Below are 24,292 nucleotides of genomic sequence, written 5' to 3'. Positions count from 1 at the left end.
CTTTCTCATCGTCCACTCCTCAGTGGCTACGATGAGCAACAAACCCTCCCTTAGCAAATACAGCTATTTGGACCCATAGGCGCTGACGTCAGACACAGTAACGCCAAACACTGTGTTCAACACAGTGATTCAGCCCACGTAAACACAACTAAGCGCAAAGCCAAAAGTGTGTATCATGTGTATATGATAATTTTGGGCTCAAAAATGACGCTAAGTCATTGATTTTATTGGAGGCGAGTACCGGAATCGAACCGGTGTACACGGATTTGCAATCCGTATACCGCCGTTGTTTCTAAACCAATTTGCTGTAAACGGACCCTGTTTGTTCACTGCGGTAAATCAACGACTTACAGTGATGCTGTAAACGGAAAAGGGGGACTGGCTCATGGCTAAGCTCCTCCCCTTTAAAGACGTAAAATTCCAGTGGTTGAACCTGATTTCACGGGATACCACACTCAGTCCTCGTTCTATACAGATTGCGTTGTATATCGTCATGGTGCGCTTCAATGGAAAACGATTGCGGGCGCTAACCGCGCATTCTGTCGTCGCAAAAGACCTAAATATCTGCACTAAGACTGTCCAGCGCTCGATCAGGGAACTCCGTGCAAAGTGGTTCCTGATCGAGACTGGAAAGTGCAGTGATGCTCCGACGACATACCGGATCAACCCGATTGGTCATGAAGCTGCCAGTAATTTACGCGAGAAAAACCAAGGTGAAAAGCCGGACGAAAATGTCCGTAGTGATGGGCAAATGCGCGGACAGAAATGTCCGACTTCTGGGACAAAAGTGTCCGTGGCTTGCGGACAAAAACGTCCACCAAACCTAGAGTCTCTAAAACACAAGAAAAAGAAAGGCGTTCCGCCGGACTTGCCAAAATGGAGGCAGTCCGGCGAAAGCCTTGTGTTCGTTCCGGGTGGCGGAGGTCGCTTGGAGCGCGACTGGAACGAAGTCCTACACCGGCATGGTATCGACGAATTGTACCGGGTGTTGCCCAAGGCGATGAACGAGGGCAGAGCAGGTTATTACCTGCCAGCTCTGGGTCCGGGGCCACGCGGAAGCAAGCTTCTACGAGAGCAGATGTCCATGATCCGCCGAATGGTTGAGCAGTCCTCCAGCGTGGGGGCGTTATCCGATGCAGCATAGACTAACAGCAAGTGTACCCACGTCTGGCGACGCGGGCAGGCATGGGAGGCGTGCCTCCCCTACCAACCCCACCAATTGCTCCGACGGCAAGGACGAAAAGCTGTCTGAGAAGATCGATCTTCGCTGCACAAAAGCCGAGAAAGTAGAGATCAAATCGAAGGCCAAGGCGGCAGGCGTGTCGGCGTCGCAGTTGCTGCGTGAAGCACTCGGGTTGGCTGACCCGAGAAGTCGTAAGCCCGCGCCAGATGTGTCCCCGGAGATTGTTCTAGCGGTGAGCCGCACGACACGGGATGTCCAGCAGCTTGCTCGGAAAGCGAGGGAGCAGATTTCGCGCGGCGCTAGCATTCAGCAGTTGGAGGCTAGCGCCATGATCGCGGCGCTGGTCGCTATCGACCGTCGGATGTCTGAGCTGTTGAAAATTGGTAGTCGGGAGGACGGAATATGATGATCCGCTTTTTTTCGACGGGCAAAGGCGGGGGCGCGGGACCGGTCCAATACCTGATCGCTACGGAGGTCATCGCATATGACGAAAACCGAGATGTGATTTGCGGTCGTGACGGCCTGCCTAAAATGGTCACTCGGTCTCCTCGGCCAGAGGTTCTGGCCGGTGATCCTGAGCGGACCATTCATTTGATCGATACCTGCCGTCATGCTTGGACCTACACGTCAGGCGTAGTCTCTTTTGAGCGTGGCGACGCTCCGACTGAAGAACAACAACGCGAGGTGATGCGGCTTTTTGAAGAGCTGGCCTTTGCGGGGCTGCAAGACCACCAGTTTGAATGTCTTTGGGTGTCTCACACGCACATGGGCCGCGTTGAGCTTCATTTCGTTGTCCCTCGTCAAGAACTTGTCACCGGCAACAGCATGAACATTGCGCGGCCGGGTCACGAACCACAATTCGACGCCCTTGCGGATATGCTGAACCATCAACACGCTTGGGCTGATCCCCGCGATCCGAAACGGCAGCAGGATGCCAAGAAAAGCAAAGAGGCTCCGACGCGTGCGAAGAGCCGTGAAGGCCTCCATGAGCAGCTCTTTGAGTTGATCGAAGAGGGTTTAGTCTTGGACCGTTCAACGCTGATCGCGGCTTTGCATGAGATGGGTTGGGAAACACCTCGTCTCGGCAAGAAATACATCACCGCATTCGATCCTGAAACCAAGGAGCGGTTCCGGTTGAAGGGAGCAATTTTCGATGAAGAATGGACCGTCGAAGCAACAATTGAAGCAGCGTTTGCGGCAGAAGATGACGGAAAGCGCAGACCTTCAGCTCGACTCGCTGGCTTCGGAGTTGGAGAGCTTCACCAGCGATATCAGAGAGCGTGCGACAAGCGCGCTGCATACAACCTCACGCGATATGGACGCTCTGGCGCAGGCGATAGATCAGCGGATATCGCTCCAGATGCAGAATTGCGAACTGTGGACCGAGAAGGCGAATACAGCGGCCGAACTGATGAAGCAGGTACGGATCGGTTGGATCCGGGACGGATTGATGACGCTTCTGGCTCCGATGATGGTCGGAGCAGTGATCAGCGGCATCGCAGGGGTCTTGATTGCCCTGATGCTCCTTCCATCACCGCCTCAGCCGACCTCAGCTTCGTCAACGCCGAGGGTGGAAGTCACCACTGGCCTTGGAGGAATTGGTCAGGTGTTTCGACACCCTCCCGGCAGCGAAGTCGTACCGTGTCCGCTGCGGTCAAGGTCCGGGAGCGTTTGCGTGAGATCACTAAGGGAGAGCCAATAGATGCTGACACCACTCGAAAAAGAATTGCTCGCGTGCGTGGAAGAGTTGACGACCACCTGCGAGCAGTCCGTAGCCGCTTTGGAGCGCTCGGAAGCCGAATTGAAACGCTGCGAAGCACTCTTGAGGAAGACCAGCGCAAATTTCTCCTCCGACTTGACGAGTTGCGTGCTGGCGTCCGCGAAATTGCAACAAGAATTGTTGAACTGCTGGGCGAAATCCGTGAGCGATCAAGGGCATCAAGCGCGCTGGACCGAGGCCTTGGTGCAGAGCGGCAGCACGCTACGACACCGGATCGCGGACCTCGAAGCGTCCGCCAGCCAGATCAGGAGCGGCTGACTCAGCCGACTGGGCGCACTTCACCTCGAAACAATTTCAATCCGTAACCGGTTGTAGCTGGTAGCTAGCTAGTAGCTACCGGGTTGCTACCATCTAGCCACAGGAGTGCGATGTGCCCGTTATTTCATTTGCAAATCCAAAGGGGGGAGCAGGCAAAACGACTTGTGCACTGCTACTTGCCGGACAGATCGCTCATCGAGGGGGAAAGGTCTGCATTATCGATGCAGACCCCGAACGATGGATATCACAATGGTTGGCTTCCGGCACATCTTCCTCTGATATCAGTGTCAAATCCGTGACTGACCCTGACATGATCATCGACACCATCATTGAAGCGTCACAACGCTTCGCCTTCGTTATTGTGGACCTCGAAGGGACAGCCAGCCTCGCGGTTGCTCAAGCGGTTGGGCTGTCGAATCTTGTGTTGATCCCGTTGCAAGGGGCTTCGATGGACGCGAAGGGGGCTGCCAAGACGATCAGGTTGATAGAGAGCCAGTCAAAGATGCTGGGGCGACAGCTAGAGTACCGTGTTGTCCTGACCCGAACCAATGCCGCTCTGATGACACGATCATTGCGCAACGTCAGGGCGCAACTGGACGCCGCTGGTGTGCCAGTTTTATCAACGCCCATTGTGGAAAGAGCCGCCTATCGCGACATCTTCGATTTTGGCCTTACACTTACTGAACTAGACGGAAGTGCTACCAGCAACCATCCGCAGGCCATTCAAAACGCTGAAGAGTTTTTGGAAGAGGTGATTACTCTGTTGGGCAAATCAGGGGAAACAGAATGACCAAAAGCCGCCTCGATCTTGGATTTACCACGAATGAAACAGACTTGAGTGGAGTGAAGCCAGAGCCAGCTCGTCTTGATCTGCCCCGAGACAACATAAGGGACTCAGCGAAAACTGAAGGCTTTGATAGAGATGCGAAACCTAAACTCCGCCGTCGCCGAACCGGCCGCAACGTGCAGATTAACATCAAGACACGACAGGAAACGATTGATGCTTTTTACATGTTGGCGGACGAGAATGGATGGGGGCTCGGCGAAGCCTTTGAAGAAGCAGTATCCACGCTTGAAGCGAATATACGAACAAATGTTTCATGAATGTTCTTGCTTTAAGGGTCTTTTAATAACAGAGTGTCAAAAATCGTCCCAGAGCGGGCGAACTCAGGGAAGAGCAGAATGACCGAATTTGAAACGCTGATCCAGCAAAGCGGCTGGTCTGTAACCGACGCAGCACAAAACCTAGGCTATTCTGAAGGCCACATATACCGCTGGAAGCGTGGCGAAGAAAAGCCCCGAGACGCCGTATTGAAACTTCTGCAACTACAAGTGGACGCGAGGCGTGTCCCGGCAGAGGGGGCTTCTTTCTCCTTCATTGACTTGTTCGCAGGCATCGGCGGGCTGCGAAAGGCAATGACCAGCGCAGGCGGTACCTGCGTTTTCACGTCTGAATGGGACAAGTTTGCTCAGCAGACCTATCATGCGAATTTCCCTGACAACCGACCTATCGAAGGTGACATCCGCGATATCGAGGCCGCTGATATACCCGACCATGATGTCCTCGTGGCTGGCTTTCCCTGCCAGCCGTTTTCCATTGCGGGTGTATCGAAGAAAAACGCCCTCGGCCGAGCGCATGGCTTCGACGACGAAACCCAGGGGACGCTGTTTTTCGACGTCCTGCGCATTCTGATGCACCACCGGCCCGCTGCGTTCCTGCTGGAGAACGTGAAGAATCTCAAAAGTCACGACAAGGGCCGGACCTTCGAGGTCATCCGCCGCAAGCTGACCGAAGAGCTGGGCTACACCCTGCACACCCGGATCATTGATGCGGCCAACTTCGTCCCACAACACCGGGAACGGATCGTCATGGTCGGGTTCCGCGAGAAAACAGGTTTCGATTTCGACGATGTCGTTCTACCCGGCCGGAAAGGCAGAGGAATGCGCGATATCCTGCACCCCGAGAACGGTACCGAAGCGCCGGAGGGGCCTTTTACCGTCGGGCCTGATGCAAAAGTCAGCAGCAAGTACACGCTGTCGGACAAGCTCTGGACTTATCTTCAAGGCTATGCTGCCAAACACAAAGCCAAGGGCAACGGTTTCGGCTTTGGGCTTGTCGACGGCGACAGCATTTCCCGGACGCTGTCGGCTCGGTACTACAAGGATGGCTCGGAGATCCTTGTAAGCCGGGGAGAGGGCAACAACCCGCGCCGCCTGACACCACGGGAATGCGCCCGCCTCATGGGCTACGATGACAGCTTCCGGATTCCTGTTTCTGACACACAAGCTTACAAGCAGTTCGGCAATTCGGTGGCCGTGCCGGTGTTTGCCGAGGTGGCACAAGTGATGCGCCCGCATATTGCCGAACTGGTCAGAACGCAGCCCCTGAAGAAAGTTGGCTGACGTCCACGACCGGGCAACCCGCAGCCGCAACATGGCGGCGGTCCGGGGAGCAGACACGCGCCCGGAAATGATCATTCGCAAGGCTCTGCACGCGCGGGGTTTTCGATATAGGCTCCACGCGAAAGACCTGCCTGGAAAACCCGATCTGATCCTGCCAAGGTATACCGCTGCGGTCTTCGTTCACGGGTGCTTCTGGCACGGGCATAACTGTCCGCTGTTCCGGTGGCCAAAAACCCGCGAGGAGTTCTGGCGGGATAAGATTGGTCGCAACCAGACGCGGGACGTGGATGTGCGCTGCCAGCTCTGGGCGGACGGGTGGCGCGTTGCTGTGGTTTGGGAATGCGCGCTGAAGAGCAAGGGCCGTCTGCCGTTGGCGCACGTGATTGACTCCCTCTCCGTATGGCTGTCCTCTGATGCAAAAGAATTAAGCATTGAAGGCCGTTTGATTGACGAATCCACTCAATAGACTGCTCGATCAGATGGCCTCTCATGGTGCTGTCAGATTCTACGCAAAACGTCTTGCTCCGAACGACAACTCTAAAAACCAAGTCTACCTTGGCGGTGACTTCGGTGCGTTAAACATCATCCCCCACGGTGAGATCGAGGATGACGTCAGCACCATTGCGGGATCGGTCCGCAACCGCGCCAAAGCAAAGGTGAACTTCTTCTGGCTCGACGATCAGGGGTTGGCGCAGGCCCCGGACGCCCAGCTTATCCTATATCCGAAATACCCAGAGGTCAGAGTGTCTGGCTTTCTAAGAGGGGCTGTGCGCGCTCCTAAAGATCTGATGCGGTCTAGGGACGAAGGCAGGATACTATTCTTCGGCATCAGCCCTGACGGTCGCGTGATCGGCCATGTTTTGGCGCACTCCGATCCCGTTGTGAGGGCATTGGATGCCATTGTGGACACGCTGCCGCTGTCGGGCGTGTTTATCGACCTCGAAACCGTGCGGCAGGGTGGCACCAACCCGAAAGAGGCCCTGCTGGAAGCTCTGCGGCGCATCCACAGTAGAGGCTGGATACCCTCGCAGAAGATGGGCAGGACAGGGGTGCCTGAGCCCTACAGCGCCCGCAACGGCGGCGGCTACACGCTGGAAGCCGAACTGGGCATATCGCCCAACGGCTGCGCAGAGCCAGACTTTATGGGATGGGAGGTCAAACAATACGGCGTGCGGGATTTTACAAAATTTACGGCCAAGAGCCCGGTTACGCTGATGACACCCGAGCCGACAGGTGGGGTCTACCGAGATAAGGGTGTGGAAGTTTTCCTGCGTCGGTTTGGCTATGCTGACAAAGCCGGGAAGGCAGGCCGGATCAACTTCGGGGGCGTCTATGCAAATGACAGAGATTTCCATGCGGAAACGAATTTAGCATTACGTATGACCGGCTTTGATCCTGCATCCGGCAAGATCACGGATGTGGATGGAGCGATTGTACTCGTTGCTCGTGACGACACGATTGCTGCTTCGTGGGGGTTCAAGGAAATCATGGCACATTGGAACCGCAAACACGCCAAGGCGGCTTATGTGCCGTCTCTAATGCGTGCCCCTCCCCCAGAGTATAGTTATGGGCCGGTTGTTGAAATGAACCAAGGGACTGATGTGCTTCTCTTATTGGGCGCGTTTGCGAGAGGGGCCGTGTATTATGACCCTGGTATCAAATTGGAGAATGCCGATACTGGTAAGCCAGTAACTAAGCGGCGTAGTCAGTTTCGGGTCAGGCATAAGCTTCTTCCTTGCCTCTACTCAGAGACATCGATAACCAATCTTCTCGGCAATTAAGCTTGACTGGGATGTGCTTGGAATAGACCAGTATCGCAGAGCCCTAAACAGGGCTTGGTCAAAAATTCAGCTTGCTTGGCAAAAAATGAAGCCGTTCGGCGTCACACTCTTGAGCATTCATCTCCTAATACTTGAGGCAGTGATGTCTCGACCTCTCGTGCAGCACAGCGCTCACGAAAACCTATGGAGAATATTATGTTGAACGAAACTGACACCTCGAATCCCGACGAGAATGACCTGACTTGGGCAGCGGATGCGCCAAAGGGCGGTAGAACCGTGATGAACCGAGTCCTGAAGGATGGTGCAAACGTCCCACTCTTTTTTGCCCAAACTCTAGTTTCATCCCTTCGTGACCAAGGATACAATGACACAACCTCAGCACTTTGTGAGCACGTCGATAATTCGATCCAAGCAAACGCGACTGAGGTGCGGATATACTTTCGCCAAACTGGAAAGCCAGGCTCGTATAGGACGGATGTTGCCGTCCTAGATGACGGACGTGGCATGGCACCAAACGTATTGAAGGTGGCTATGGCCTTCGGTGGGTCCATGAATTTTAATAATCGTTCGGGTATCGGGCGTTTTGGCATGGGTATGAAGACAGCCGCACTGAGTATGAGCCCATTGGTTGAGTTCTACTCGTGGCAAGAGCCTCGAGCTTTTTACAACATCGCACTTGATGTGGAGGCAATTGGCCGGGAACGCTCCAACGCTGTGCTTTTGCCCGATCCTGAGCTGCTCGATGAACTACCAGATGATGTTGCAGACATGATCCAGAAGCCGATGTCCGTTCCAAAAGATCGAAACCAACAAGAACTACTGGCCGATCTTAAAGGTGATCTAGACGAAGCTCTAGGGCGTTCGGGCACCATTGTCTTCATGCCAAGCTGTGATCGTCTGAGCTACGCGAAGGCAAATACGCTTGTGGATCACGCAACAAAAGAGATGGCGCGTGTCTATCGTCGGGCAATCGGAGACGGACTTCGGCTCTTTATCAACAACAGGCGTGTTACAGCATTTGATCCGACGTACTCGATGGCAAACGCCCGACATCGACAGTTCCTAGAAGACACGGACGCCAAAGGCAGCAAACTTGTTACCGCCAAGCTGATTGACGTGCCGATCCACGACAACAAAGACAGCGAGACGGCACAGATAAAAATCAGCCTATTCAAGCTACCCATCGAGGAATGGTATCATCTGCCTACGAAGACCCTGCGAAACGACCTGCATGTTTTTAACGGTCAGACAGTCTCAATTCTCAGGAATGGCAGAGAACTGTTTGCGGATCGTATGCCGGAGCTCACAACAAGACACTCAATCACACACTGGTTTCGGGTCCAGATTGATTTTCCAGGTGAGCTTGATGAGGCGTTTGGCGTCGCTGCAAACAAGCAAGGTGTTCGCCCAAAGGGTTACGTCAAGGATGCCATCAAGAGAGGAATTGGTGATGAGATAAGTACGGTCATCAGTGAAATTAGGCGCTTTCAAAGCGCACAGCGCACAAACGCTGAGGCGTCTAAGCCTTCCGCAAGCGAGAACAAGGCTACAGCGGCGGATCCGCACCAAAGTCGATCTTTTTCACTGAGCGCAGAAGAAGAACAGCAGCTTGAGGACAACCTACGAACACTGGCAATCTCATTGAAGCGCGCGAACGAGACTGATGAGGACGCATTTCAGCGGGTAAAGTCATCTAGGTACCTCATTCAATATGTCCATGATGAATACTGGCCATTTTATCGCGCCGAGCATCGGTTTGGACGTGTGATCCTCTCTATCAATACAGCCCACCCGTTTTTTTCAGAACTCTATGACCCTATCCGAAAGTTGGATGGCAGCGAGAGCCCGGAAGACGACGAAAACAATGGGGCAAAACATGTGCGTGAACAAACAGGTCCGCTGGTTGCACTTGAGCTGCTCCTGCTTTCCCTTGCACGTACACAGTCAGCGCTTTCATTAGAAAACGAGGATGCACAACGAACATTGGAGACGCTTCAACGAGAGTGGTCAGAAACTCTCCGTATCCAGCTTACTGCGTAAAAAAATGTCGGTGGCGGTCACAACTGATCGCCGCCATCTCCTTATAGTTGAGTGAGCCGTGTTTTTCTGATACGGTTCTGCTCACAAGACTGAACCAACGGTGGTGAACGTCGCAAATACAGCACAGCGTCTGTGATTGCGAAACCTCCTTCGAACGTCAGTTTTTCAAACCTTGCGATACCACACGGATCGCACAAACAATGAGGTACTAACCATGGAAGACCAACAGGTCGATTGGGCAGAGTATGCCCGCGCTCAAGATGAGCTGAAAAAATCCACAACAGTTAATGACCGTCATTGGGGGCTAGAAGCTGCCCTTGGTAACGCATTGACAGATATTGAATCTGGAAAACACATTGATCGTTCAGATACCGAACGTCGCATTCAATCTGGCGCTCGCAAGAACCGTCACCGCGCACGTCTACTTCGCCTTCAGCCACTTACGTGGCAGCCAGACATCGTAGACCCAACTGCCAATTATGAAACATCTTCGGAACTTGTTTTCTTGTGCACTGCAATGGGTGGTGACGACTACAATCTGATGAAGAACGTGGCTGGTGGTGCAACCTATGGCGAGCTTTCAGGCATAATGAACGCTGAAACTTCCGCGATAAGAAAACGCGTTTCACGCATCCGCATGAGCGCACGTAACTTATTGCCTCAACAGTAGTGATCTGGGGTCTGAGTGTTTTCAAAGCACTTAGGCCCCATACTTTCTGCTGCTTTCCCGAACTGACCGTGTCTTGCTCCAGTGATTTCATCCGTAGCGACCAAATCCGGAAAGTTTGTGGAGTACAATAATCTAACAATCTAATTTTTAAGGGTAAATTATGTCATTGAAAGAATTACAACAAAGATTCCCGCCGACAGAAAACAAACAAGTGTTGGTCACAGAAGTGACTCGTATGACTGGAGGTCAGGTCTGCGTTGCCGGACTCGATATCCATTCTGGTGAAATGGTTCGCCCCCTTCAGCCGGGTGGTCACAACTGGCCCGAGGAAAAATGGGTTGGGGGTGGATACCTTGCTGTTGGAAATGTCATTTTTCTGGCTCCTGCTAAGGCCGGAAATCCAAGTTATCCTCATGCCAACGAAGATTTCCGCGTGGCGAAAGTAGGAAAACAAGGAGAAGCCTCAGTTACCGAGCTATATGCAGCATGTGCTGAAACATCCGATCAGCACCTTGAAGATATATTTGGTGGCAACTTGGTAGAAGGAAAATATGCTCTGGCGGATAGCGAATGTCGGTCGTTAGGAAGCATCGCTATCCAAGCTCGCAGGTTGAGGGCCAGTGCACCTTATGGGAAACCCCAAGTTTCATATCAGGATGCTCAGAAAATATGGCATAATTTGACAGTGACTGAGCTTTACACGAAAAACTACGCGGATGCAGAGGCAGGAGCTCAGTCACTGTCGGCCCGACTAACAAGTGCTGGTTGGCAAGATGTTATCTTGAGGCTAGGTCTGGCGCGGCCATGGGATGGTGGAGAGCAAGGGTTCAATCCAAAACGATGCTATCTGCAGCTCAACGGCATTATTCTACCAAACTAAGGGTTCATTTTCGTGGGGCAGATTTTTACAATTGGATATTCTGGGCAAGAGGTCGAAGGATTTGTCAAGTTGCTCTCAGAGAACGGCGTGGACGTTGTCTGCGACGTGAGATCAACACCATTTTCACACTACAAACCAGACTTTTCCCGAGGACCGTTCCGACAACACCTAAACGCAGCCAACATCAAGTACGCGTTTTTCGGTGACCAGCTTGGGGCACGTCCGAAGGACCGAAGTTGCTATGTATCAGGACAGGCTACATACGACCGGATTGCTCGGACAGACTTTTTCAATGAAGGTTTGAACCGCCTCAGATTAGGTGCCCGAAAACTAAATCTGGCTCTAGTTTGCTCAGAAAAAGATCCCATCGAGTGCCATCGTGCCGTACTTGTGTGCTACAATTTGCCTGACTTACGCAACAGCATCTCACATATCCACACAGACGGAGCGGTAGAAGATCAAGCCCAATTTGAGCAACGTCTTGTCAAATTTCACGGCCTAACCCCACCTCCATTACTGCAAAGGCCCGGAGACTGGGACGCAGCTGTTGTTGAGGCCTACAAGAAACAAGCAGCCGGGATCGCCTATCGTGAACGCTGATATAGAGATGGAAAACCAATGAAGATATATACGATTGGCTTCACAAAGAGCACTGCTAGAGACTTCTTTGGCCGATTAAACACGGCCGGCGTCAAACACGTCTACGACACCCGCTTGAATCGAACCTCTCAACTTTCGGGATTTGCTAAGCAGAAGGATCTAGATTTCTTTCTCTCAAAGATCGGCGGGATCAACTATTCAGTGGACGCACTTCTTGCTCCGACTGCAGACATACTGTCTGCGTTCAGAAAGAACGAAATCAGCTGGGTAGAGTATGAACGCCGCTACTTGGACCTTCTTTCGTCCAGAAAGGTTGAGAAGCATTTTGACATCGACCAAATGCACGAAGGGTGCCTCTTGTGTAGCGAAGCAACCCCTGAACACTGCCACCGCCGCCTCGCCGCCAATTATCTCGCCCAAGCAAGAACGGACGTTGAGATAGTTCATCTTTAGTCTTTAGGTGAGTTGGATAGAAGGTGATCTCTTCGATCTTTCTAAGCACAAAACCCTTTTTGAGCTGCCCACTTAAGTCTGTTCCCAACTCAGTAAGTCCATTTGGTTATCAGCAGGCGAATTGGCGATTTCACCGCATACCTTTCGATATGCTCTCGTCATGAGCACCGGTGCCTGTGGATGATCACTCGCATGGATAAGGTGAAAAGCAACTTTGGTTCCGTTTTCGTTCAACAGAATTGGGTAAATATTCACATAGCCATAGCCCAGCTCTTTGGTGAACCGTTCGGCAAAAATCAGGGGTAGGCTGCTTTGCTGAGCCTCAATGAGACTTTGCCAGTCAGGGCGCCCCCACCATTTTTCAATCTCTTGAAATTTCTCTGGCCTTGAGGCGCTTTTCAATGAACGCATGGACCAGCTTGTCCCTAAGAAGTACATGACCTCGATCTTTCTTCGTTTAAAATGTGCGAGTTTCCGGACGGTTTCCCAGTGACACTCCATATTTCGTTGGTCGAGGAAAGCGAAGGTAGCTGCTGTCGGCGTGATACGTCGCGAAGCAAGAATACCGTCAACGGTCTGGTTGAAATCTCCCTCCATAACGGACACATGCCTAAATCGCGGCTGTCGGTTGTGAACCTGCTTCAGAGCGCGGAGCTGTTCTACACCATCTGGATCCAGTTCACATAACCAAAAACGTCTCAACCGCTTAGGTTCCAGCTCCAATACTCGCCGCGCTGTCCATGCCTCGGGATGGCTTCGGCTTTGAGGGGCCGCAAAACCATCGATAAATAATCCTCCCTTGGTCACGAGTTGGAACCGTTCAATATATTCGGCGATCAATTTCGATTTGGAGTTTGTCTGACTTGGTGGTGTTAGCTGTTTGTCGAACCCACGGCTGGACACCGCCAGAACCGAAGGATGACGCGGTGCTTTGGCGTTCGTCAGGCCGGAGCCAAACAGACTTTTCTCAGATGCTACAGTGCTCGACTTCTTGGTAATTGGTCCCACTCAGCTCCATCAAGTATGCGCCCGGCCTGCTTCTTTCCCAGGCGCAGCATTTCAGTTCCATCTTGCGCCAGTTGCCTTTTCTTGGCGGGTAGGTTTGTACCATCGCCTGGCCCCCAATCCCCCCATTGCTTAAAATGAAAAGCAACGGAGTTTTCCATGCACTGACGATGAAGCTCTCGGAACCACGCGGGAGAGGCGGGCCGAGCCTTCGGTCCGCTTTCGCCCCCTGTGATTACCCAATCAATTGTCGAATCCAACCAAGCATTAATATCAAGAGGACCAAGAAGTGGTTCAGCTGAAATGAATCTCACTTTTGCAGGAATTTCTGCCAAGTAGGGCAGCAACTCATCAGCGCGGGTTTGTAGTTCGACGGTCGTCCCGAGCCACACGTTATGCGGCCACTCTTGACCCCACCGTGCCAGTTCCCGGACATTCTGGGGGCGCTTCGTCAACAGAAGCCAATCTAGATGAGGCGTCGTTTCTATGAGGTCAAATAGGCGGTCTCGTGGTTCAATCAACTCAGGCCGATCTTCAAAAACATCTGCCATCGAGGCGCAAAATACCCGAGGCCGGTTTGTGGCCCCTTCAGCATCCTTGTTCCACTTAATAGGCTGTTTCCAATGTGCATCAGACATGGTGCGCCTAGCAGCCTTTGGCCCCCAAACCTTTTGACCAACACGCTTTGACCACGCCTCAGCATAACAGTTTTTACAAGCTTCGGACACTTTGGTGCAGCCCCACCAGGGGTTGAACGTATGTGTCGTCCATTCAATTTTGGAATTTGCACCCATGATAACCTCAACGAATTTTGCTTTTTAGTAACCTTCACATGGTTCTGATTGAAAGAGAAACCATTTAATGCCTCTTCCCTAAGCACGCCGCACAGTCCTTTCGCTGACTTTGAACAGGCGTGCGATCTCCGGGACAGCCCGGTGTTCATCGTCTCGCATGTGCCGCACTTCGTCCTTCTGCGCATTTGTGAGGGCCGGGGGCCTACCACCGATACGGCCGCGCTTGCGCGCGGACACCAAGCCTTCCTTTGTTCGTTCTGAAATTCGCTCCCGTTCGAACTGCGCAATGGATGCAAAGACGTGGAACACAAGTCGGCCAGCCGGCGTCGTCGTGTCAATGTCCTCGGTGAGGGATCGAAAGCCGGCACCGCGCTCGCGGACGGTTTCAACGATCTCCAGAAGGTCTTTCAGCGACCGGGCTAATCGGTCATATTTTGTTACGGTCACGACGTCGCCGTCGCGAAGCTGCTCCAGCATCTTGTCCAGTTCGGGCCGTTCACGCTTCGATCCGCTGATCTTGTCTGCAAACAGCTTGCCTGCTCCTGCCGCTGTCAGCGCGTCGGTTTGGGCATCAAGGTTCTGGTCGTCAGTGCTGACGCGGGCATATCCAATAATCATAATTCATTGTGCCAAAAACCTGCCAGAACTGTAAAGGTTTTGCCGGGGGTTTTTGTTATAGTTAAATAATTGTTCTGAAGGAGGGGAGGCGAGTCGGCCAAAAACGACTGTTTTTGACACCAGACAAGAATATGTTTGTGCAACAGCCCTGTCCCAGGCCCTTCCAAAATTCAAAAATATGCTAAGCTAACGTACATTTGATAAGCGGAGGAACTCGATGCCCGTACGAACAGGAAGCAACTTCGAGATGAAAACGGAAAACGGGAAGCAGGTTTGGTACTGGACTGACAAGGTCGGCAGCCAATGTGGCTCGGATCGCAAATGGCGGTATGAAGTCCAAGTTGGTGACAGTGTGAGGCGAGATGCCGGTACATGTCCGGACGGGAGCAAGTGGGCCGAAATGACTATTTCGGCTCTCGGCAATCCTGTGCAAGTGTAACTTCCACAATTCAGAAGCTTGAAGATTGAGCACGTATGATCTTCTACGGATACGGCGCACTATAGCGACGGAACGAGCCTCGACCGAAAAGAATCTCCTTGCTTGAGGAACAACTTCGGTTGAGTATCTGTCTATAGACTGCTTTTTAATTTTAGATAGGTTTTCCATGAGCATTACTACATCAGCCAATAGCCAAGGACCAACTAGCTCGACTGTCGGGAACAACACCTCTGTATCAAATCAATTTTCATTCAGCGTTACGAACACAACTTCAAGTACTGTGACCATTAGCACCAAGGTTCGTGTAGAAATCGACGGAAAACCCTTTTCAAATGAAAAGACGCAAACAAATGTTTCGCTTTCGCCGGGACAATCGTTGAGCGACAACGGGACGGTTTTTTTGAACTTTGCGCCTACGGGCTCAGGAACGCATCAGGTCAAATCCACTACCCGTGTTGATGATGGTGGAGCATTAGGTGGGCCCAAACAATCGGTCAGCACCAACTGGTCTTTCCCAGTCTCAAGCTAAGAGCTTAATAGCTAACAGGAGGAAGCTATCCATGAAATTTTCAGAATTTGTCACAACGAAGGAAGACTTTGAGAAAGTCGTTCTCGACCCAGAAGAGTTCATAAAAGATCGCGGCCTATCTGCTGAATCAGAACTTCAGGTGCTTAATATCTCGAGTATCATGAATGATGCGCTCAAGGTGAACCCTGTATCTTTGTCTGACTTGTCGGATACTTACGCTGGAAAATTTTCTGAGATCGACAGCATGCTAGACGGAGCAGGCGTCGCCGCAGCTGGGTTTACCGACCACTTCACGAAAAACTATACCAACTCAGGGGGAAGTATCGTTGCTGAAATGGTTGGATTTGACCCAAGCACAATCAAGCTGGACTCCCTTACTTCACTGTCCAAGCTCGTTAAGTGACCGACATAAACGCAAGGTTGGTTGGCAATGTTGCATTCGTTGCCAACCGCTCTGGCCAGTGGGCAGCAGTACCTGTAGACCTTGACGAAGGTACTCCCTTCGATCTTGACGCGATAATTGAAGAGAAAAGCCAGATTCTTGAGCAGAATTTGGTTGTTAGGACGGCTGCAAACGCCCAGAAATTTGATCAAGCCGTTCTGCATTGGGACTCGCAAGACTATAGCAAACCAAATCTCTATATTGTTCATCTAACCCAACGCTGCAATCTCACATGTGGCTTCTGCCACTCTTCCGCGGTGAGCGTCTCAGCAAAAGGGAAAGACCTGACCCCTGAAACCATGAAGAAGATCGTTAGGTTTATTCTTCAATCTCCCGGGACAGAGAAGAACATCAACTTCCAAGGCGGAGAGCCAACACTCTGTTTAGAAATGATTTCTTCGTTCATAGAGTATTACAACAGCATTCCTGCTTCGCGCGAGGTTACGACGACTTACTCAATGACAAGTAACGGAACGCTCATTGATTCCTGTACGGCAGGCAATCTGAAAGATTTGGGTGTTTCAGTGTCCCTTTCAATTGATGGGCCGAAAAATATTCACGATACCGAGCGCAAGTATGAAGACGGTAATGGCTCTTACAGAGATACCAAAGCGACCAAAGAGTTATTGGTGAAGGATTTTCCGGAAATCTATTCTGGCCAAATAATGGTAGTTACCCCTGATTCAAAAGACCAGTATAAAGAGATCATATCAGAGCTAATTGATAATGGTCAGAACGAATTTCGCTTCAAGTTTGTAACCCCTTTAGGGCGTGGAAAAAAATTCGTTCGCGACCACGGAAAGGTTAACGCAGATCAGTTCATTTCTTACTATAAAAAGGTCATTGATGAACTAAAGAGGTTGAAGAACGAAGAAGGGATAGTCTTGTTCGAAACATACCTAATAACTTTTTTAGGAAAGCTTTTTTCGAGAGTTAATCGAGGTGATATTGACACGCGAAATACTTGTGGAATCGCAAGAGGTGTCGTTGATTTCACGGTGACAGGCGACATCCACGCGTGTCATGAGACCAATAAATATCGCTCCTTCAAGCTTGGTTCTGCTGATGATTCCTTTGAAGACGTGTTTGAATCCCCTACAGCCGCAAATATGCGATCCTACACCGATCTCAGCAAGCATGATGAATGTTTGAATTGCGCTTACTACAACTATTGCACACCGTGTCCTGCATCGAACTTTCAAGAGAGCGGATCGCCTGAGGTAAAACCTAGCAGAAGCTATGAGTGCCTAAAGACACTTGGAGTTTTGGATTACATCTTAGACGATATGCAAAACGATATTGGGTACTACACTGACTTATGGAAGCATTACCTGATCTCCCGAGTCTCGTCGCAGTGCTAGAAGATTTGGTGTTTTGCAGCAGTTCTGCCCGGGGTTTGTGGACCCGGCAGAAACGACCGTTTTTGGCAACTCCTTTGCGCTGTATCTATAAATCTACTTGGAGGTCGGCGACGCTTGCCGCCGACCTTCTTGATTTTGGCCCAATACAGACAGAGCTACCAAATCACTGGATGAACATCGGCATGCTCAAACCACAGAAAACCTGAGCCGACGTGCTTCAAACCCCAGATGAAGTGCCCGCTCGTCGGGCATCGAGGTGAGGCAAGACCTTCCTCGATGCCCTCTCAAGCACTAGTCTTTCGTCGTGCTCTTGCCGTGTTCGTACCCTTGATTGTAGCTTTGCTGCTCCGCATAAGAGCGGCCGGAGAACAGCGTGCCGGTGTACTGGCTTTCACCAGTTGCACCGGCCTTCGCACCATCGGCCTGGCCTTCGTTATGTGCCGTTTCGTGGTCGTCTTTGCTAAACCAACCCATCTCTACTTCTCCTTTATGTCTGAGTTCGCCGTCTTGGCAGCTTCAGAATGAAAGATTTCGAGGCAACCGCCGGAGTTAAGAAAAACTTTTTCCGATTTCCGGCGGTCCTTTGGTGGCAGTGCTAAGATTCCAAGCCGTTATATTCTGATGGAGGATGCGACTGCGCCGCCGCATGCGACTGACCGCATTGCTGCATCCAGAGAACCAAATGTATGGACCGCATTCATAAATTATATAGCCTGAGCTTCAGGGGTCGAAACTGCAAACCGATTGAGTAAGTAACTCTTCCCTGCTGCGAGGAATGGCTCGACCAAACTTGCCATATGAGAGCCGGGCGCGGCATCTAATTGCAGACCCTCGAGCATCGGCACGACGGTGGCTGACTTTCCATCAACGAAGTCCATAATCAGGGGGTCTGGCTTTGTACCGGTTGTTTCACACGCTCCGAAATAGCCCACAAGGGTGGAAACGATAGGCCAGTTTGCTTGATCCAAAGCTAACCCCTTGAAGTCAATTATCAATTCCACACCTTCTTTGAAGGCTGCGATAAGCCCAGCTTGCTCAGCTGAATTCACAGCAAGCCAGGTATGGTGAGTACAGAGTATCTCCAAGAGCCTGAACCGTCCCTTGTGCCACCGGTCGCAAACGTCCCAATCCATCAAACCCCACGTCGGTCGTGGCGTGTCTGCTACACCGAAGAACGCCCGAGCATCTACAGTGCGGGCCAGCTCCAAGATCGGAGCAGGCAGCTTTGGTTGACCTGACCGTTCAATGCATCCGAGATATTTTACCAGCGCGGGTGTAAACACACGCCCCTTGTCCAAGCCATGAATTTTCTTCCCGCTTAAATCGTTGCTCAGCGCGCAACTGTAGTGCTGCAAAGCGAGCGTGTCGTTCTTAACGAAATCACCCAAGTATATGAACCAATCTAACTTTGGCACGTCGCGAGCTTCGTCCACGTTGTCAATTGCCCAGTTTATGTAACGTTCCATCCTTTCGCCCAGCGGATGCGCCGCAAGCTCTCCTTTCCTGGCCGCATAAAAATGACGGCGAGTCCGCGTCTTACTTGGAGTCCGAGCAAAGAATAGCGTGGCAAATGTAGAGCCTATTATGAACCGTGACGCAGCCTCTTCGTCTACCTGATCTTTCCTGTACTGGGTCTCACCCATCATCTTTGCATCTTCTTCAGCCCGATCCAGCACTAGTGACAGCTGGTCCAGCAGGGCCTCGCGTTCTGCATCAGTATTTTGCTTAGCGTTCTCAATAGCCTTGTACTCATTCCAAATAAGCCACGCGACGTGAGAGGTTTCGATTGGGTGTGACGGACTGGTCCTGCGGTCCAAATGATCCACGGCCGTTTGTTGAAGACTGATGTCCCTCCCATCACCTCCTCTACCAGACGCAATGTGGCGAACGTGGCTCCAAGAGAACGGTTCCCCGTAACTGGAGAATATCGCACGCGCTGAAGAGATCACCTGATACAGTTCGTCATATTCCGTTTCTCCACGGTGTGACCTGCAGAGATCGCGGGCACGACCGAGAAGGTGTTCGGCATCATGAACCTGGGCGGGTTTTAGCATTTGGCCATAGGATGAGATTGCTGTAGTGCCTTCATCGTAAGCGTCGAAAAGCTTTGCCGACATACCTACCAATGCCAGACCACCTCGATAGAGAGCCCTCGCCCGATCCAAATCGGTCGCTTCGTTATCGACAAGATCAAAGTTAAGTACATATTGAGGGATTTTTGGCGCTTTAGACACAAGCGGCACTCCATCGAACGTTTCGTCACAAAGTGCTCTAAGCACTTGATGGCATTTCCAAAAGTCCACCCCCATGACCGCTTTGGCAGTGTCAAAGCTGAAGCCGTTCTGATAGACATGCAAAGCTCTCACACTTTCCTGACTATGGAGCGGAATATTCTCTATTTCGATTTTGGGAAGCGCTCGAATATTGTCATGCGGCAGCAGGATCAATCTTGCTTGACCAACACGATCAGTGACATGCTCCGGCTTAATTTGACCAAGAGCTTTCCTGAGACTGTTCTTCAAAGACCAAAGCTGCAGGCGCTTGAATGGTCCCCGAGGGCACATTTCGCCGCTTTCACTGAGCAATTCTGCCCCAACTATGACGATTTTGTCAGGCTTACGTTGGGGCTCCCAACGGTTTGCTTCAGCGTTGTTCATCTTCTCGGCAAGGATGCGAGCAGGCTCTCCCCAATTTGTCGAGTACGCGAATGCTCGCCAGTCATTCGCTTCACCACTTTGCGGTGGGAGATCAAGTCGAACACTACCCGTCAAGACCTCCCAGATTACCTGCCAGAATCGATCATTGGTTTCGTAGTCAGCAACACGAATGAACAAGGAGGACTGCAAAAATTCTTCCTGCCTAGTCACATAGCCATTCATGCGAGCATCGGTGGCGTATTGGTCGCACTTTCCGTTTATTTCGAAGATGGCTCTAGCCACACTCGTGGCACTGACCTTCGGTCCAAGATCTAGGATTGTATCCTGTGATCGCTCAATACGCTCTCTAACGTGATCGACTTCACTTTGGAGAAATTGATGTCTAGGCAACTTGTCCCTGTACGCCAGGCGTAAGTCGGGACACCTGATAAAACGCGTTTTATTGAAACTATCAGGAAAAATCTCAGCCGCGTAGTCTTGAAGAGTCCACCCAAAAAAAAGCGACACATTCGATGGTACAGACGCCTCGTAGAGGTCATTTTTGACCTTTCCGGGAAATAGCAGCTTCTCAACGTCCGGTAACATTGCAAGTTTTTCCGCTTTCTCCTTAGAGCCGAAAACGGGTTCAACGGTAGCCAGCGCCTTGTTGTTTTCCGGAATTTCTATCTTACCAGTCGCACTTACCCCTTCAGCCGAAGTGTCACCAAGCAGTCGTCCAAGAATACCCAAGGCCAAGTCTGCTTCCAGACTTCGACCTCTCAGCTTCAACGGCGATTTATATCCTGCCAAGGACCTAATTCGACGAGCATGTCCGAGGTCTATCGTAACTTGTGTATTAGAAACATCGGCGTGGTATTCGAGCGACCAGTTGGAGAACTCATTCGTCCATACCGCTATAGCCGCTTCCAGCGAACGCCACGTACTTTCAGCAAGACCTCCAGCAAACTTCGCACTTTTATAACCATCAACAATCCGGACAGATGGTTTCTTGGCTGTGTTGTCGGGGCGAACCCACAACTGCAGCGGCAACGTTATTCCAACGCCCTGAACACCTTCCAGTACACACATCGGCCACAAGAATAGACTGTGCAGAATACTGTTCTCGATCAGTGGCCATTGCTTCCAATGTCGGAGGGCCTCTGAAATAGGGGCCAAGGTATCGATAACTATTGGAAACGAGTAATTTGGGAGTGACGCTTGCCGCACAAACTTCCCAAGTAAGCGTTCTATATTCTTCTGATCTGGTTGCTCCAGTTTTGGAAAGCCACCAATCCCCTTAGTCATCATACGCAGTATTTGAACTGGCGTATGAGTTCCAGAACGCATCCGGTTTGCAATGAGCTTGGCTTGAAAGAAAGTCGAAGTCGTACCGTTCTGCGGCTGCATCAGCTCGCGATAGGTTACTTCTGCATGGCTTCGTATGCCTTCAAGAGCAACGTGTTGAACCTGCGAAAGCTGTTGCAAGACCGATGGGGGCAAACTGCGAAGTCTGTCGCTGCCCATTGGACCGACGCTACAAAGGCCCATAGGCAACAGGAATCTGTGAAATAAGTCATCGACTTCTGCAGACGTGAGGGATCCTTGCCCACCACTCATCGCTTGGTCAAGCCAATATCCGAGTGCTTGGTCGGTGTACCAACGTTCCAAAAATGCATGCGATTCCATATTATTAAGGTCGCTACTCATTTTTTGTTGCCTTATGCAAGATGGCAAAAATCTCGGTGATTGAGGTATCCCGGACTTGATAAAGGTTCATTGGCTCGTTGAAGAGGTCTAGCACTAATTGATGCCCACTGATCTCGACAATCTCACTTTGAAGCTTTTGCTCATCAAAATGTACCTTACTTTCATCGGCCTGAATAATTTCCGCAAATACGTTATCAGCAGAAAAGTCAGCTAGAAAATTGACTTGCAGCCCATCTAGAAAGCTCAAGTCAAATCGCAGCGGTCGCAATTTTGCATCTCTATCCGTTGCTTCACTGGAAGGGTTGCTGGTTGCCTCTGAAATGGCGTCATCCGACGACGCTGCCATAGCACTTTCAGCCGCAACTGTGGATGGCGGTACGGGCAGAGCCTTCACCAAGTGAGGGCGTAACGGTACAACCGTACCCTTTGCAACGGGTTCGCACTCCACTTCATCATCGCCGAATTTAGCCAAAAGGCGCTCACGCGCCTTCTGATCGAGGCGAGGTTTGCGAGAATAGGCGGCCACTTGTGCAACCAACTCGGGGATATTTTTCTCATTCGTCATTTTCGGGTCTCTCATATAGGGCGAGGCTGCGGCGGTTACTCAGCTGCAGCAGTATCTGCGTACTGGTTCAGTTTTTGAGCAAGGCGAGGAGCGATTGTGCCGTAGAAACGTCCTGTCACGTACTTCACTCTGTCTCGCGTCCAGGGGTCGTCCTGATCGCGGAGAAGGCCAGAGTTAAGCTTCTCGGCTATCGCAGCTCTAGAGAAGCCATGAGACGACAAGCCTCTGTCACCCATATTCTCTACGGCGAACAACACGTCCCAAAGGTCCAGATCGTTTTCGTCTTTAAAGTAGTGGGACATCACAAGCGCCCGCATGACTTTGATCAACTTCAGTGGTCTCTCAGCAGCACCAAGGGCATGACCAAACGCATCATCTTCATGCATCACAAGCGACAGTCCGTCGAGTTCCGAGCGCAACCAAGCCGCGTAGCCTAGAGCCTCTGACTGAATCGACGAAATTCGCCCAGCCCGAGCGTAACGACGGAGAGCTTCTTGCACTAACATCTCACCCACGGGCTCAATACCGGACGCCAAGTGCACTAGCAGCTCACCCGGGTTCTCAGCCGTCTGATCGCTAACATATAGCCAATCAGGGTCTTCCTCTCCGATCCACTCAGCGGTCTGTTCAATCAGCATTTGAATCGAACGCAAAGAACGGTCGATTTCACTTAATTCACGTTGCCGCCGGATTAAACTTATCACCGGAAAGCGATAGCAAAGAATCTGGTCAAGGACTTCCATCAGAGCCTCTCGATCTTCGGTTCGAAGCGCAGACAGCGCGTCAAGAACGGAAATCATTCGTGTACTTCCCCCTCAAAAATCAACGATTCGCAGCCTAGCACGGCCGCATATAGGGCGCCGGAAATCCGGGAAATTTTTCCCAATATCCGGCAATTGCCTCAAAATCCTTCAGTCAGAAGCAGCCAAGACGGCGAACCCAGACACAAAGGAGATTTGACATGGGAATGAAAGGCGGAAGCGGCGGTCACGGAAACGGCAACGCCGGTAGCGGCGGCCAAAGTGGCGGCAAAGGTGGAAGCGCGGGCGGTGGAACTGGCCGGCGCGGACAGTAATCACATCAGCAGAAAGGAAAGAATATGACAAAGACTATCCAGATGGGCGCGTTGATGCTGGCAGTCATCACTGCCACGTCACTGACAACTCCGGCGGAGGCATGTGGTTGGGGTTCGGGGTGTGCACAGCGTACTACAGAAGGCGTGTTTCGAGAGTACGGACCACGCGTTCCCGACAGCGTTCGGCGCGGCGCGGACTCCGTTCGTAGGGGCGGCGATGCGCTGCGACGCGGGGCATCGCGCTATGCCGATGAATTTCGCCACGCTTACCCGAAGCCAAGCATTCGCCGTGGGCGCGTGACTGTACCAAACCCATGGTCCGGTCTCCTCCGTCCGCGTTGCGCGGGTGAAGATTGCTGAGACTGAAAAGGAGGTTGTTTCTATGTCTTGGAATTGTTCTGTTAGAGTTGTCGATGACGACGACGAAGGTGTCTCCGGAGCAAAGGTCACTCTGATGGGGAGCCTACTTGGGGGCTACCTGTCGGAGTACACCGACGACGATGGGTGGGCCGAGTTCGAGATCGATGCAAAAAACGATGGTTCGGACTGGATTCTGGACAACATCTACATCAACGGTGAAGAGGTTTCTGGCTCAGTTGCCGTCAGCGATGGCGAAACGATGTCATTCAACATCTGAACGAAAAAGACTCCGGCAAAGGCCCCGAGGTAGTCTCGGGGCCTTTGTCATGTCATCGCCAATACATGCGCCGATCCGCTTTCGATATTGCCGCAGTCTGACTAGTTGGGCGGTGAGGAACGTGCCATACCCTGCTGTACAGACTTGATTGGAAATCAACTGTCTTCCGAACGGTCGCCGTCCACGAGTTCAATGTGACTTACACCGAGAGCCTGTGAAAGCTCATAGAGTGTGATGATTGTCGGGTTTCTCTGCCCTCGTTCAAGCCCGCTCAGGTACTGCTGACTGAAACCAGAGCGCGCTTCAACTTCCTCCTGCGTCAGGCCTTTCTCCCGTCGCAGTCGAGCAAAATTTCGTCCGACTAGTTTGCGCATATCCATGCGCCAGACGATTGATGATTACATACTATAATGTTATCAACTTAAGTATGTAATTT

Annotated in this window: 25 protein-coding genes; 17 read left to right on the top strand and 8 right to left on the bottom strand. The window is 51.7% G+C overall.

Annotated features, from left to right (window positions below):
* The first annotated feature begins 385 nt into the window (after window positions 1-385).
* The 13 genes from C8N45_RS14400 (at window position 386) to C8N45_RS14340 (ending at window position 12,048) form a co-directional block, all read left to right on the top strand.
* A complete protein-coding gene (locus tag C8N45_RS14400) occupies window positions 386-1,144 on the top strand; it encodes a helix-turn-helix domain-containing protein (protein ID WP_108386942.1) in 759 nt (252 codons plus the stop codon).
* A complete protein-coding gene (locus C8N45_RS14395; protein WP_108386941.1) occupies window positions 1,134-1,589 on the top strand; it encodes a plasmid mobilization protein in 456 nt (151 codons plus the stop codon). Before C8N45_RS14400 ends, C8N45_RS14395 begins: the two co-directional genes overlap by 11 nt.
* Entirely contained in the window at window positions 1,586-3,268 is a 1,683-nt protein-coding gene (locus C8N45_RS14390) for a relaxase family protein (RefSeq protein WP_108386940.1), read from the top strand. Before C8N45_RS14395 ends, C8N45_RS14390 begins: the two co-directional genes overlap by 4 nt.
* A gap of 65 nt (window positions 3,269-3,333) precedes the next feature.
* Window positions 3,334-4,011, top strand: coding sequence for an AAA family ATPase (locus tag C8N45_RS14385; RefSeq protein ID WP_108386939.1), 678 nt, complete (start codon window positions 3,334-3,336; stop codon window positions 4,009-4,011).
* On the top strand, window positions 4,008-4,325 hold the full coding sequence (locus tag C8N45_RS14380; protein WP_108386938.1) for a stability/partitioning determinant: 318 nt from the start codon (window positions 4,008-4,010) through the stop codon (window positions 4,323-4,325). The genes C8N45_RS14385 and C8N45_RS14380 overlap by 4 nt, the downstream gene beginning before the upstream one ends.
* A gap of 78 nt (window positions 4,326-4,403) precedes the next feature.
* The gene (gene dcm, locus C8N45_RS14375) at window positions 4,404-5,624 is read left to right on the top strand and encodes a DNA (cytosine-5-)-methyltransferase (RefSeq protein ID WP_108386937.1); all 1,221 of its coding nucleotides are present in this window, start codon (window positions 4,404-4,406) and stop codon (window positions 5,622-5,624) included.
* Between the two features lie 31 nt (window positions 5,625-5,655).
* Window positions 5,656-6,090, top strand: coding sequence for a very short patch repair endonuclease (locus tag C8N45_RS14370; RefSeq protein ID WP_309499006.1), 435 nt, complete (start codon window positions 5,656-5,658; stop codon window positions 6,088-6,090).
* Window positions 6,071-7,405: an MvaI/BcnI family restriction endonuclease gene (locus tag C8N45_RS14365; RefSeq protein ID WP_108386935.1), complete on the top strand. Its 1,335-nt coding sequence runs from the start codon at window positions 6,071-6,073 to the stop codon at window positions 7,403-7,405. The genes C8N45_RS14370 and C8N45_RS14365 overlap by 20 nt, the downstream gene beginning before the upstream one ends.
* Window positions 7,406-7,600: 195 nt before the next feature.
* The gene (locus tag C8N45_RS14360; protein WP_211095474.1) at window positions 7,601-9,445 is read left to right on the top strand and encodes an ATP-binding protein; all 1,845 of its coding nucleotides are present in this window, start codon (window positions 7,601-7,603) and stop codon (window positions 9,443-9,445) included.
* A 214-nt stretch (window positions 9,446-9,659) separates the two neighbouring features.
* Window positions 9,660-10,115: a hypothetical protein gene (locus tag C8N45_RS14355; RefSeq protein WP_108386934.1), complete on the top strand. Its 456-nt coding sequence runs from the start codon at window positions 9,660-9,662 to the stop codon at window positions 10,113-10,115.
* Window positions 10,116-10,275: 160 nt separating this feature from the next.
* Window positions 10,276-10,995, top strand: coding sequence for a dual OB domain-containing protein (locus C8N45_RS14350; protein WP_108386933.1), 720 nt, complete (start codon window positions 10,276-10,278; stop codon window positions 10,993-10,995).
* A gap of 12 nt (window positions 10,996-11,007) precedes the next feature.
* On the top strand, window positions 11,008-11,595 hold the full coding sequence (locus C8N45_RS24140; protein ID WP_168769488.1) for a DUF488 domain-containing protein: 588 nt from the start codon (window positions 11,008-11,010) through the stop codon (window positions 11,593-11,595).
* A gap of 18 nt (window positions 11,596-11,613) precedes the next feature.
* Entirely contained in the window at window positions 11,614-12,048 is a 435-nt protein-coding gene (locus tag C8N45_RS14340) for a DUF488 domain-containing protein (protein ID WP_108386931.1), read from the top strand.
* A 72-nt stretch (window positions 12,049-12,120) separates the two neighbouring features.
* Here the strand turns inward: C8N45_RS14340 and tcmP are convergent, their stop codons facing one another.
* The 3 genes from tcmP to C8N45_RS14325 form a co-directional block, all read right to left on the bottom strand.
* Complete coding sequence (gene tcmP / locus C8N45_RS14335; protein WP_108386930.1) at window positions 12,121-13,056, bottom strand: three-Cys-motif partner protein TcmP; 936 nt, start codon at window positions 13,054-13,056, stop codon at window positions 12,121-12,123.
* Entirely contained in the window at window positions 13,023-13,847 is an 825-nt protein-coding gene (locus tag C8N45_RS14330) for a DUF5131 family protein (protein ID WP_108386929.1), read from the bottom strand. The genes tcmP and C8N45_RS14330 overlap by 34 nt, the downstream gene beginning before the upstream one ends.
* Window positions 13,848-13,925: 78 nt before the next feature.
* Complete coding sequence (locus C8N45_RS14325) at window positions 13,926-14,465, bottom strand: recombinase family protein (RefSeq protein ID WP_108386928.1); 540 nt, start codon at window positions 14,463-14,465, stop codon at window positions 13,926-13,928.
* Between the two features lie 605 nt (window positions 14,466-15,070).
* On the opposite strand from C8N45_RS14325, the gene C8N45_RS23005 reads away from it, so the two are divergent.
* Genes C8N45_RS23005 through C8N45_RS14310 form a run of 3 tightly spaced genes read left to right on the top strand, consistent with a single transcriptional unit; the run spans window position 15,071 to window position 17,236 of the window.
* Window positions 15,071-15,433, top strand: a complete 363-nt coding sequence (locus C8N45_RS23005; RefSeq protein ID WP_133175986.1) for a hypothetical protein — start codon at window positions 15,071-15,073, stop codon at window positions 15,431-15,433.
* Between the two features lie 31 nt (window positions 15,434-15,464).
* Entirely contained in the window at window positions 15,465-15,836 is a 372-nt protein-coding gene (locus C8N45_RS14315; protein ID WP_108386926.1) for a hypothetical protein, read from the top strand.
* Window positions 15,833-17,236, top strand: coding sequence for a radical SAM/SPASM domain-containing protein (locus C8N45_RS14310; protein WP_108386925.1), 1,404 nt, complete (start codon window positions 15,833-15,835; stop codon window positions 17,234-17,236). Before C8N45_RS14315 ends, C8N45_RS14310 begins: the two co-directional genes overlap by 4 nt.
* A gap of 291 nt (window positions 17,237-17,527) precedes the next feature.
* Here the strand turns inward: C8N45_RS14310 and C8N45_RS14305 are convergent, their stop codons facing one another.
* The 4 genes from C8N45_RS14305 to C8N45_RS14290 all read right to left on the bottom strand — a co-directional run bounded on the left by C8N45_RS14305 (window position 17,528) and on the right by C8N45_RS14290 (window position 22,887).
* The gene (locus C8N45_RS14305) at window positions 17,528-17,710 is read right to left on the bottom strand and encodes a hypothetical protein (protein ID WP_108386924.1); all 183 of its coding nucleotides are present in this window, start codon (window positions 17,708-17,710) and stop codon (window positions 17,528-17,530) included.
* 230 nt (window positions 17,711-17,940) lie between these two features.
* The gene (locus C8N45_RS14300; RefSeq protein ID WP_108386923.1) at window positions 17,941-21,579 is read right to left on the bottom strand and encodes a hypothetical protein; all 3,639 of its coding nucleotides are present in this window, start codon (window positions 21,577-21,579) and stop codon (window positions 17,941-17,943) included.
* Window positions 21,572-22,144 (bottom strand): hypothetical protein, encoded by a 573-nt coding sequence (locus C8N45_RS14295; protein WP_114427843.1) that lies wholly within the window; start codon window positions 22,142-22,144, stop codon window positions 21,572-21,574. Before C8N45_RS14295 ends, C8N45_RS14300 begins: the two co-directional genes overlap by 8 nt.
* Before the next feature lie 35 nt (window positions 22,145-22,179).
* Entirely contained in the window at window positions 22,180-22,887 is a 708-nt protein-coding gene (locus C8N45_RS14290) for a hypothetical protein (RefSeq protein ID WP_133175985.1), read from the bottom strand.
* A 714-nt stretch (window positions 22,888-23,601) separates the two neighbouring features.
* Here C8N45_RS14290 and C8N45_RS14285 point away from each other — a divergent pair.
* Window positions 23,602-23,856: a peptidase associated/transthyretin-like domain-containing protein gene (locus C8N45_RS14285; RefSeq protein WP_133175984.1), complete on the top strand. Its 255-nt coding sequence runs from the start codon at window positions 23,602-23,604 to the stop codon at window positions 23,854-23,856.
* 155 nt (window positions 23,857-24,011) lie between these two features.
* Here C8N45_RS14285 and C8N45_RS14280 read toward each other — a convergent pair whose 3' ends face one another.
* Entirely contained in the window at window positions 24,012-24,230 is a 219-nt protein-coding gene (locus C8N45_RS14280; RefSeq protein ID WP_245882676.1) for a helix-turn-helix domain-containing protein, read from the bottom strand.
* Window positions 24,231-24,292: the final 62 nt, after the last annotated feature.

Source organism: Yoonia sediminilitoris, from assembly GCF_003058085.1.
GTDB lineage: Bacteria > Pseudomonadota > Alphaproteobacteria > Rhodobacterales > Rhodobacteraceae > Yoonia > Yoonia sediminilitoris.
Note: the sequence above shows the minus strand (reverse complement) of the source record. Positions and strands in the feature narration are given on the sequence as shown.

Coding starts and splice junctions, on each gene's coding strand:
- C8N45_RS14300 (WP_108386923.1), bottom strand. CDS start 21,579: ATGAGTAGCGACCTTAATAATATGGAATCGCATGCATTTTTGGAACGT.
- dcm (WP_108386937.1), top strand. CDS start 4,404: ATGACCGAATTTGAAACGCTGATCCAGCAAAGCGGCTGGTCTGTAACC.
- C8N45_RS14355 (WP_108386934.1), top strand. CDS start 9,660: ATGGAAGACCAACAGGTCGATTGGGCAGAGTATGCCCGCGCTCAAGAT.
- C8N45_RS14350 (WP_108386933.1), top strand. CDS start 10,276: ATGTCATTGAAAGAATTACAACAAAGATTCCCGCCGACAGAAAACAAA.
- C8N45_RS14390 (WP_108386940.1), top strand. CDS start 1,586: ATGATGATCCGCTTTTTTTCGACGGGCAAAGGCGGGGGCGCGGGACCG.
- C8N45_RS14285 (WP_133175984.1), top strand. CDS start 23,602: ATGTCTTGGAATTGTTCTGTTAGAGTTGTCGATGACGACGACGAAGGT.
- C8N45_RS14325 (WP_108386928.1), bottom strand. CDS start 14,465: ATGATTATTGGATATGCCCGCGTCAGCACTGACGACCAGAACCTTGAT.
- C8N45_RS14395 (WP_108386941.1), top strand. CDS start 1,134: ATGCAGCATAGACTAACAGCAAGTGTACCCACGTCTGGCGACGCGGGC.
- C8N45_RS14370 (WP_309499006.1), top strand. CDS start 5,656: ATGGCGGCGGTCCGGGGAGCAGACACGCGCCCGGAAATGATCATTCGC.
- C8N45_RS14360 (WP_211095474.1), top strand. CDS start 7,601: ATGTTGAACGAAACTGACACCTCGAATCCCGACGAGAATGACCTGACT.
- C8N45_RS14305 (WP_108386924.1), bottom strand. CDS start 17,710: ATGGGTTGGTTTAGCAAAGACGACCACGAAACGGCACATAACGAAGGC.
- C8N45_RS14340 (WP_108386931.1), top strand. CDS start 11,614: ATGAAGATATATACGATTGGCTTCACAAAGAGCACTGCTAGAGACTTC.
- C8N45_RS14290 (WP_133175985.1), bottom strand. CDS start 22,887: ATGGAAGTCCTTGACCAGATTCTTTGCTATCGCTTTCCGGTGATAAGT.
- C8N45_RS14295 (WP_114427843.1), bottom strand. CDS start 22,144: ATGACGAATGAGAAAAATATCCCCGAGTTGGTTGCACAAGTGGCCGCC.
- C8N45_RS14380 (WP_108386938.1), top strand. CDS start 4,008: ATGACCAAAAGCCGCCTCGATCTTGGATTTACCACGAATGAAACAGAC.
- C8N45_RS14315 (WP_108386926.1), top strand. CDS start 15,465: ATGAAATTTTCAGAATTTGTCACAACGAAGGAAGACTTTGAGAAAGTC.
- C8N45_RS23005 (WP_133175986.1), top strand. CDS start 15,071: ATGAGCATTACTACATCAGCCAATAGCCAAGGACCAACTAGCTCGACT.
- C8N45_RS14330 (WP_108386929.1), bottom strand. CDS start 13,847: ATGGGTGCAAATTCCAAAATTGAATGGACGACACATACGTTCAACCCC.
- C8N45_RS14280 (WP_245882676.1), bottom strand. CDS start 24,230: ATGCGCAAACTAGTCGGACGAAATTTTGCTCGACTGCGACGGGAGAAA.
- C8N45_RS14400 (WP_108386942.1), top strand. CDS start 386: ATGGCTAAGCTCCTCCCCTTTAAAGACGTAAAATTCCAGTGGTTGAAC.